8 protein-coding genes are annotated in these 8773 nt (G+C 42.6%); 6 read left to right on the top strand and 2 right to left on the bottom strand.

Annotation, left to right across the window (positions count from 1 at the left end; genetic code table 11):
* Nucleotides 1-324 precede the first annotated feature (324 nt).
* Complete coding sequence (locus tag ACM0OZ_RS46650) at nucleotides 325-1158, top strand: CHAT domain-containing protein (RefSeq protein WP_414589783.1); 834 nt, start codon at nucleotides 325-327, stop codon at nucleotides 1156-1158.
* A gap of 22 nt (nucleotides 1159-1180) precedes the next feature.
* Nucleotides 1181-2827, top strand: coding sequence for a WD40 repeat domain-containing protein (locus ACM0OZ_RS46645; RefSeq protein ID WP_414589782.1), 1647 nt, complete (start codon nucleotides 1181-1183; stop codon nucleotides 2825-2827).
* Nucleotides 2828-2915: 88 nt separating this feature from the next.
* On the opposite strand, the gene ACM0OZ_RS46640 is transcribed toward ACM0OZ_RS46645, so the two are convergent.
* Nucleotides 2916-4373 (bottom strand): extracellular solute-binding protein, encoded by a 1458-nt coding sequence (locus ACM0OZ_RS46640; protein WP_414589781.1) that lies wholly within the window; start codon nucleotides 4371-4373, stop codon nucleotides 2916-2918.
* 306 nt (nucleotides 4374-4679) lie between these two features.
* Between ACM0OZ_RS46640 and ACM0OZ_RS46635 the strand changes: the two genes are divergently transcribed.
* Both ACM0OZ_RS46635 and ACM0OZ_RS46630 read left to right on the top strand, forming a co-directional pair.
* On the top strand, nucleotides 4680-4916 hold the full coding sequence (locus ACM0OZ_RS46635) for a hypothetical protein (RefSeq protein WP_414589780.1): 237 nt from the start codon (nucleotides 4680-4682) through the stop codon (nucleotides 4914-4916).
* Entirely contained in the window at nucleotides 4913-5203 is a 291-nt protein-coding gene (locus tag ACM0OZ_RS46630) for an excisionase family DNA-binding protein (protein WP_414589779.1), read from the top strand. Before ACM0OZ_RS46635 ends, ACM0OZ_RS46630 begins: the two co-directional genes overlap by 4 nt.
* Here ACM0OZ_RS46630 and ACM0OZ_RS46625 read toward each other — a convergent pair.
* Complete coding sequence (locus tag ACM0OZ_RS46625) at nucleotides 5115-6317, bottom strand: RNA-guided endonuclease InsQ/TnpB family protein (protein ID WP_414589778.1); 1203 nt, start codon at nucleotides 6315-6317, stop codon at nucleotides 5115-5117. The genes ACM0OZ_RS46630 and ACM0OZ_RS46625 overlap by 89 nt on opposite strands.
* A 409-nt stretch (nucleotides 6318-6726) precedes the next feature.
* Between ACM0OZ_RS46625 and ACM0OZ_RS46620 the strand changes: the two genes are divergently transcribed.
* Entirely contained in the window at nucleotides 6727-7773 is a 1047-nt protein-coding gene (locus ACM0OZ_RS46620) for a zinc-dependent dehydrogenase (protein ID WP_414589777.1), read from the top strand.
* A 105-nt stretch (nucleotides 7774-7878) separates the two neighbouring features.
* A partial coding sequence (locus tag ACM0OZ_RS46615) for an inorganic phosphate transporter (RefSeq protein WP_414589776.1) occupies nucleotides 7879-8773 on the top strand: 895 nt, incomplete at its 3' end.

Here is an 8773-nt window from a genome sequence, read left to right as displayed (position 1 = left end):
TTCCTCTCACGCCAAATCAGAGATTCTGGCGTGAGGCTCCTGCTGATCTAGCTGAGGCAAAGATTTTAACCCATTAAAATGGGCTTAAGCTTTGAGTGGGAGATTTATTGTACGGTTTATTGCAAGCTGACTTTTTACAGCGTCTGGAAAAAGTTAAGTTTGATAGATCGGCGATCGCACGCTGACACCAATCTTGTAGAAAAATACTTTAAAATTGCGGAATGAAGGAATTTGGGGTGGTATCCCACTTTGGGGTACCCCTAAACTTTTTAGTTAAGTTTTTGGATGTTATGCCACGAAGCACTTAATAATCCATCTTATGATATGAGCGACAATACGCCTGTAAAAAAAATCTTAATTCTGGCAGCAAATCCAAGACAAACATCACGCCTGCGGCTGGATGAAGAGGTGCGTAACATTCAAGAGGCGATACGTTTAGCAAAAAAACGCGATCGCTTTATCATAGAACAGCGTTGGGCAGTCCGTCCCAAAGATGTTCAGCAAGCCATGTTAGATGTAGAACCGCAGATTGTTCACTTTTCTGGACATGGTGCTGGGGATGAGGGACTTGTGCTGGAGGATTTAACCGGGAATCCAAAGCTCGTGGATGCACAAGCACTGGCGGGATTATTTCGTTTGTTTCAAGAGAAACTGGAATGTGTAATTCTCAATGCTTGTTATTCAGAGGTTCAAGCTGAGGCGATCGTTCAACACATTGGCTGTGTGATTGGTACGAACCAAGCAATTGGAGATAAAGCTGCAATTACATTTGCCGAAGGTTTTTATCGTGCGATAGGTGCTGGTAGCTCTGTTGAACGTGCCTACGAATTCGGTCGCAATGCCATTCAATTAGAGGGGTTTTCAGAAGAAACAACCTTAGTCATTAAGAAAAACCCTAATTTATCCTCTTCCTCCAAACCTTCACCTACTAGAGTCGGGTTAACAGACGGACAACGTCGTCGAGCAGAGGAGAGATTGAAAGCACTTGAGCAAGAATGGAATTTACGGAACGAGAAAATCAAGCGATTGGGTGCTGCTTTGGCAATTGAAGTGAGCGAAGCAGTTAAGTTCCAGTTAGAGCAACAAATTCAAACTGAAAAAAGTCATTTGGAACATCTTGAAGAGGAGATATCCAAGATTGAGCATGAACTGCAATAGATTCAGGATGAGGAAGTGAGTGATGACCTCTAATCAGAGCCAACCACGTTATAACATTGAGAGGCTAAGGGAAGAACATAACAGCCTTAACAAACTATGGAAGCTACGCCGGGAAAAATTGACAAAGTTGTCCGAGGCTCATATACGTGAGGCTAATCAAAATGTCAAGTTTCAATTAGAGAAGGAAATCGAGTATGAGGAAAATGAAAACAGGCTCCTTGAAGAGCGATTAAGTGAGATCGAGCCGACGCTCGAGCAAGCTGGGTTAGGGCATAGCCAGAATGACGAAAATCAACAGGAGTTGTCCAACAGACAAATACCTGAAATTAATCAGGAAATTAAGGAGGCTGAAGCACAGTTACGCAGGGTTAGGAAACGCCTAAGAATAAGTTACCCTCGCTTGTCTCTGGAAGCTTTAAAAAGCAAACTTTCTTCTCGCAAAAACAGGCTAATTATTTTTGTTACTGTATTTACTCTATGTGGTGTAGTATTTTTATTTTTTATTATCATCGGGAAATATAATAATCCAGACGTCTGCAAATCGCCTGCTGCTGATGTGATCAGCATAGACTTTAGCCCTGATGGGACCCATCTAGCTACAGCTAGTCTAGACAATAAAGTACGAATATTAAAAGTAACAGAAACCAAAACTCCAACTGATCAAAATGATTCAGTTGATTGTAAGCTACATACAGATGACGTAGAAAATAAAGATAATAAAACAATCGGAGATGGCTTAGTGGCTGTTAAATTCAGTCCTAATGGAAAATATTTAGCCACAGCTGGCTTTAACTCAGCACGTCTATGGAAGGTGAATGAGAATGATGGTAAAATTACACGTATCGACAAGGCCATAAAGCATTCGACTGATACAAAAAAAGACGAGCGCTATGATAACCCCATAGTCGCAATTGATTTTAGTCACGATTCAAAGTACCTGGCTACAGCTAGCTCTAACGGTACCATAAAAGTCCGGGATGTGGAAACTTCAACAATATCGAATTTACTACCACCTAAAGACAAACCCCAAGCTTCTCAAGCTTATATAGTATCTGTCAGCTTTAGCTCTGATGGAAACTACATAGCTGCAACTGATGTCAAGGGTATAGCATATCTGTGGGATTTGAAAGCACCTAATGGCAACCCTATCACTGCACTGTCGTTAAACTTTGTTAATAATGAGATTACAGACGTTGCATTTAGTTTGAAAGATAGCAATGATAGATATCTTGCTACAGCTAGCACTGACGGAACTATACAGGTGTGGAACATTCCTAACCTTCAAAATTTTATTTTCGACGTTAAAGTTAATACTTACGTCAGGGATGTTAGTTTCAGTCCAAGCGGGAAGTTTATAGCTGCGATTGGCTTAGATAAAAAAGTGTTTTTGTGGGATTGGAACTCTAACACAGCTATACCCTGGGATATAATGTACAACACGAATGTAGTAGATGTTGCTTTCAGTTCAGATGACAACTATTTGGCTATAGCTGACACTAATGGCAGAGTAAGAATATGGGACACAACTGGCAAAAAATTAGCACACGAGTGGACGGCGAAAGTCAAGGACTTAGTGACCGTTGCCTTCTCAACAACCAATGAAGAGTATTTTGTTGCGATGGCTGGTGCGGATGGACAGATAGAGATGAGGAAGTTCAAGCCAGGATAGTTTAAATTCATGAACCAAAACAAAGCTTCGACTTTCCCTCACCTCTGTATATACCTTGATTAATATGAAAACAGGTATTATTTTTTTGCTATTCGCATTTGAGCATTTCTTCTGGTGATAAATTTTCTGTGTTATCAAGTAATTTTCGTGTCTCCTTAGCTGCTTGATTCATTACCTGGTTAAAATTTGGAAGTTCATCACCAGAATTTAGAACTTTGTCGAGATATTTTTGTAAAATACAGGATGCCTGTTTGTATTGAGGGATACGCGGGCGCGCGATCCATTCGTCATCATCTTGTTTATAGTAGATCAAACTTAACAGCTTTGGATAGTGTCTATACCTGGCAACAATTTGAGGATCTAAAAATAGTTTTCGCAGACTTGGCACAGAACCATAACTCAAGGTGAACTGGCGTTGAATTGGAGCACTGGTAAAGAATTTAATAGCTTCTATAGCTTCTTTTGGATGTTTTGTATTTTTGGCAACTCCAAATCCCCAGCCCCCTTTGCTAGCACCACTAGTCTGAGCTTCTGCATGAACCATAGGAATAAAATCAATCTTGCCCTGTAAGGATTCAGATTCATAAGCTTTAGCCCAGGCGAATGGCCAATTACGCATGAAAACGGCATCAGGGTTTTTGTTGAATTGTTCACTGATTTCTGGGTCCGGGTCTGTAAGCTCGGTTAATTTGGAGGAAGAAATCTTATCTGAATAAATCGTGTCATATAAGAATTGAACCGCTTGTATTGCCTGTGGGTCATCAAGTGCTACTACTTTACACTTGTCCTGTTGGCACTTGTTATCGTTGTCTACAACTTTAGTGTTTTTTTCACTTTTGTTGCTTATCCAATCCTTTTGAATCCAGTAGCCACCATAGCCGTGTAGTACCTCAGTAAACATTGCTATAAGTGCTTCTCCCTGACCCGGCCAAAGAAATTGCCTAAAGTCTTCGTTTGTTTTGAGTTGCTTTTTCTGTACATCTTCGGCAATCTTTTTCAAGTCGTCAAACGTTTTTGGTGGTTTCGCTTTAACCTGTTCTAGCAAGTCTTTTCGGTAATAAAGCAAGCCTATATCAGTCCGAAAGGGAACGCGATATAGCTTGCCTTTGCCATCCTGGTCATTCCCCTCGCAACCGTTTGAATCTTCATAGCAGCCATTTTCTAGCTCACTAATCAGAAACTCGTTCTTTAATTCTTTGTATGGAAACTCTTTAGTAAGATCCATGAGCCAACCTTGCTTGACAAATTCAGGAACCCAGATGATGTCTAAATAAAGGAGGTCATAAAATGTCTGGTTGGGGGGACAGTTCAAGGCTTGTTTTAATTTATCATTACCTAAGGCACAGAGCAATTTTTGTTTTAATTGATCAGTACCTTTTGCTGGATCTACTTTAAGATTTTCAAGGTGAATCTCGATCTTTGGATGCTTAGCATTAAACTGCTCGATTAGTGGGTTCCAAGCTTGCTTTTCATCATCTTTTACTAGAAAAGAAAGAGGGACTGCTTTTCTCTGAAAAGAACAACCAGAAATCAACTGAATGCTCATAATACAGATTATTAAAAGCACTAATAATCGTACAACGCCAAATTTCTGTAACAAATGTCGAAGTGTACGAAACTGATACTTGTTATCCATAGTGAAGACTCTGAGGACATATATGGGTAGATTTTAAGCTATTGCTTTCTATTGCAGTCATTAAATCTGTTGTCTGAAACCCTCATAACTTATGCGTCAAAATTTCATTATCATGCGCGAACCCACACAGACAAGGTTGATTGCCTAATTTCGTCTATTTCGTTTATGTAATATAAAATTTATTGTAACTTAGCAAAAATTACTCAGATAGCTAACATGACCATTATATTGGGGAACAGTGCATCCTTAGAGTCAGTGGTAGCTCAAGAAAAAGAAGCTCAAACTTTCAAGGAACTAGAGCGCATACTACAAACAGAAGGCTCTAAAGTGAAACTACTGGGAGCCAATGGAGAGCAAATTGATATTCCTGAGTCGCTTCATCAGGTGTTGCATCATGTCGTTCAAGCTTTTGTTAAAGGTCGGATTCTATCATTCCAGAAAATTGTGAAATGACGACACAACAAGCAGCAGACTTTCTTAACGTCTCACGCCCCTATTTGATTAAACTACTAGAGCAGGGAGAAATTCCTCATATCAAAGTAGGAACACATCGACGAGTTCCTTTTCAGGATTTGATGAAATATAAGGAACAGCGAGATATTGACATTCTCCCCACCCTGCCCAAAGGGCTGAGGGTGGGGATTCCAGGAATCACTTCCCGGACTTCCTCTTTCCGCGAGTTGACTTGCTTGAAGGAGTTTCCTCTCCCAAGTATTGGTCAGTCTCTCCAGAGGCGTTAGTTCCGACGTGACCCGCCGTACGTAGTGCTTTTTCTAATATGTTTCGTGCAGCATTATGATCTCTGTCTTGGACATGTCCGCAATGCAAACAAGTATGCGTCCTGGTGCTTAACGTCTTGTTGACAACTTTCCCGCAGTTAGAGCAATTTTGGGATGTATAGTAAGGTGGTACAGCAACGGTGACCACACCAAAAACTTTTCCAAAATACTCAATCCAACTACGAAACTGAGTCCATGCTGCATCAGAGATGGATTTGGCGAGGTGTCTATTCCTCACCATGTTTCGCACCTTCAAGTCCTCATACGCCACGAGGTCGTTAGACATCACTACGCATCTTGCCGTTTTGACAGCAAAATCTTTACGTTGGCGACTTACCTTGAGATGCTTGCGAGCTAGCTTATTTCTAAACTTGATCCTGTTTTTAGAACCTTTTTCAGTCTTAGACATGCGACGCTGCAGTCGCTTTAAAGACTTTTCCGATTTCCGTAGATGACGCGGATTAGCTACCTGATGTCCGTCAGAATCGGTGTAGAAATGGTTAAGTCCAACATCAATTCCCACGTTGTGGGCAGTTGGTTCCCGTTTCTGGTGGCGTTCTTGGTCAAGACAGAATTGAACATAATAGCCATCTGCTCGACGAACAACACGAACACGCTTTATCTGTTTTAACTGGTAGAAATGCAAATCACGGGTTCCCCACATTTTGAAGGTTCCCGCCTTGAATCCATCCGAGAAAGTGATATGTCGTCTATCAACAGAAAGTTTCCATCCACTGGTTTTGTATTCAACAGACCCGTGTGTTTGCTCTTTCTTGAAACGTGGATATCCCTTTTTCCCTGGTTTCGCCTTCTTGCAGTTGTCGTAAAAACGAGAGATAGCCGCCCAAGCACGTTCTGCACTAGCCTGACGAGCCATTGAGTTGAGGTTGTCAGCAAACTCAAACTCTTTCGCCAGTACAGCGCAATACGCGCTTAAGTCGTACTTATCAATGTCCTTGTTCTCCATCCAGTATCTCAGACAACTGTTCCGAACAAAACGAGCAGTACGAATAGCTTCATCCAGCTTTTTGTACTGCTCGTTTGTCCCTTCCAGTTTGGCTTCAAATACTAGCATTTTTACGCTTCACTCTATAGCGTAATTGTAGTCTATTAACTCGTGAGGTGTCCACACAGATTGACAAAAAACCAACTATCTTCTTCCTTGTTTTTGCTATGCAACAAATTAGTTAGAAGACGTTGCTTTTTTGTCCCCCTTACATCCCCACCGTATAGACGGATGGGGCATTCGGCGTTTTAGGTAAACGTCGCCAAGCACTTAAGGAGCTTATTGAGATGAGTCAAGAAGCTGGCTTGTATGAGGATGACGAGTAACTTGGTATGCTCAGCGCTCTTCTAGATGCTTGCGTGTTATTTCCGATGTATCTACTGCTGTCTACTGCTGAAACAAACTAAATTTCGTAGCAATTAGCATAAAGAACGCCCTAAGTGTTACATCTATTATCGTTGACCAGTGAGAATTCAACGTGAAAGCACAGGTATTTAGAGGCGTTAATCAACTTTCTTACGAGGATATCCCCGTACCCACCCTGGAACCCGATGAGGTGCTGGTACAGGTACAAGTCGTCGGATTGTGTCAGTCGGATATCAAAAAAATTCGTTATCCCCTGTATGAACCGCCGCGCATTTTTGGGCATGAAACTGCTGGAACTATTTCAGCAGTGGGTTCTGAGGTAACAGGCTGGCAAGTTGGGCAACGGGTGGCGGTGATGCACCACATCCCTTGTATGCATTGCGGCTACTGCCTAAATGATAATTTTTCGATGTGCGATGTCTACAAAAACATTTCCACCACAGCAGGGTTTAACGCTAGCGGCGGTGGTTTTGCTCAATATGTCAAGGTTCCTGGTCATATTGTGCGCAATGGTGGCTTAATTCCCATCCCTGATAATATAAGTTTTGAAGAAGCAAGTTTTGTAGAACCGACTAACTGCTGCCTCAAGGCGGTGAAAAAAGCCCAAATTGCCCCAGGTCAAACGGTTTTGGTTACTGGTGCAGGACCAATTGGGTTAATGTTTATCATGTTGGTGAAGTATTTCGGGGCGAAGGCGATCGCCACAGATTTACTTCCATCCCGCATCGAGAAAGCTTTGAATGTAGGCGCAGAAGCAGCATTTGATGCCCGTGACGCAAATTTACCCAAAAAAATTCAGGACTTGACAAATGGCATGGGTGTTGATACGACTCTGCTTGCTGTCCCCAGTGAGAAAGCTTTCTTTCAAGCCCTCGACTGTACCCGCAAAGGTGGCAAAATCCTGTTTTTCGCAGAGTTTCCCGATGAAGTGGAAATTCCGGTTAACCCGAATATTCTTTACCGTCGGGAGATTGATTTGATGGGTAGTTACAGCTCATCCTACCGCGTTCAAAGTCTAGCGGCTGATATTGTGTTTAATCGGCGCATTGATGTACAGGCGTTGATTAGCGATCGCTATCCATTACAAGATTTATCAGCAGCAGTGGAACAAGCGATCGCACCGACTCCAGAAACGTACAAAATTTTGATTTATCCCTAGTTATTACCTTGGAGAGTAGGGATTGTTAGTTGTGAGTTGTTAATTGTAGAGACGCGCTCTCATGAAAGCGTCTCTACTTCCCAAAACACCCAATCGGTAAACTCAATGCTTGTCATCTTAGTCGCAGTTCTCGCCTTCTACGTTGCTGGAAATCTCGGTGCAAACGATGTTGCTAACGCAATGGGAACTTCCGTGGGTTCCAAGGCTGTTACTTTAAAACAGGCACTCATAATTGCTGGGGTGTTAGAGTTCACGGGTGCGGTACTGTTTGGACACGAGGTATCGCAAACGCTAGCGACGAAAATTGCCAATCCAGCTTTATTTGCCGATACACCCCAAATGCTAGTAACCGGAATGGTGGCGGTGCTGCTTTCTGGTGGTTTGTGGTTGCAAATTGCCACATCACGGGGTTTGCCTGTATCATCTTCCCATGCCGTTGTTGGTGCGATCGCCGGATTTAGCTGGGTTGCTTTGGGAGTGAGTGCGATTGATTGGTCATCAATTGGGCGAATCACTATAGGCTGGATTGTCACCCCATTTATAAGTGGTACAATTGCTGCCTTATTTTACAGTCAAATCAAGCGCTGGATTCTAGAGCAACCAAATCCACATACGCAGTTAGACGAGTGGATTCCTTGGTTGAGTGCGCTTTTGCTGGGGGTATTTGGTGTCATTGTGCTACCGTCGCTGACTCAACCGATAGCAGATTTTTTAATTTCCCAAGTTGGTTTAAAGATACCCGCTCATGATATTCCATTGGTGAGTGGTGCTGTAGCTGCAGTTGGGCTCACTCTGTACAGCTGGCGACAGTTGGAAGACAAGGGGAGCAAAGGAGCAGGGGGAGAAATCAATTCAAAATTCAAAATTCAAAATTCAAAATTAAGAGTCTCCTCTTCATCCCCCTCATCCCCCTCCGAACCCTCCGAACCCTCATCCTCCTCCGAACCCTCACTCCCTCACTCCCTCACTCCCTCACTCCCTCACTCCCTCACTCCCTCAT

The organism is Scytonema sp. PCC 10023, from assembly GCF_963920835.1.
Taxonomy (GTDB): domain Bacteria; phylum Cyanobacteriota; class Cyanobacteriia; order Cyanobacteriales; family Nostocaceae; genus Kalymmatonema.
The sequence above is the reverse complement of the archived record's forward strand: the minus strand, read 5'-3'. Positions and strand labels throughout refer to the sequence as shown.

Bases quoted from the DNA above. Each gene is read 5' to 3' on its own strand.
- ACM0OZ_RS46650 (WP_414589783.1), top strand. From the start codon at position 325: ATGAGCGACAATACGCCTGTAAAAAAAATCTTAATTCTGGCAGCAAAT.
- ACM0OZ_RS46645 (WP_414589782.1), top strand. From the start codon at position 1,181: ATGACCTCTAATCAGAGCCAACCACGTTATAACATTGAGAGGCTAAGG.
- ACM0OZ_RS46640 (WP_414589781.1), bottom strand. From the start codon at position 4,373: ATGAGCATTCAGTTGATTTCTGGTTGTTCTTTTCAGAGAAAAGCAGTC.
- ACM0OZ_RS46635 (WP_414589780.1), top strand. From the start codon at position 4,680: ATGACCATTATATTGGGGAACAGTGCATCCTTAGAGTCAGTGGTAGCT.
- ACM0OZ_RS46630 (WP_414589779.1), top strand. From the start codon at position 4,913: ATGACGACACAACAAGCAGCAGACTTTCTTAACGTCTCACGCCCCTAT.
- ACM0OZ_RS46625 (WP_414589778.1), bottom strand. From the start codon at position 6,317: ATGCTAGTATTTGAAGCCAAACTGGAAGGGACAAACGAGCAGTACAAA.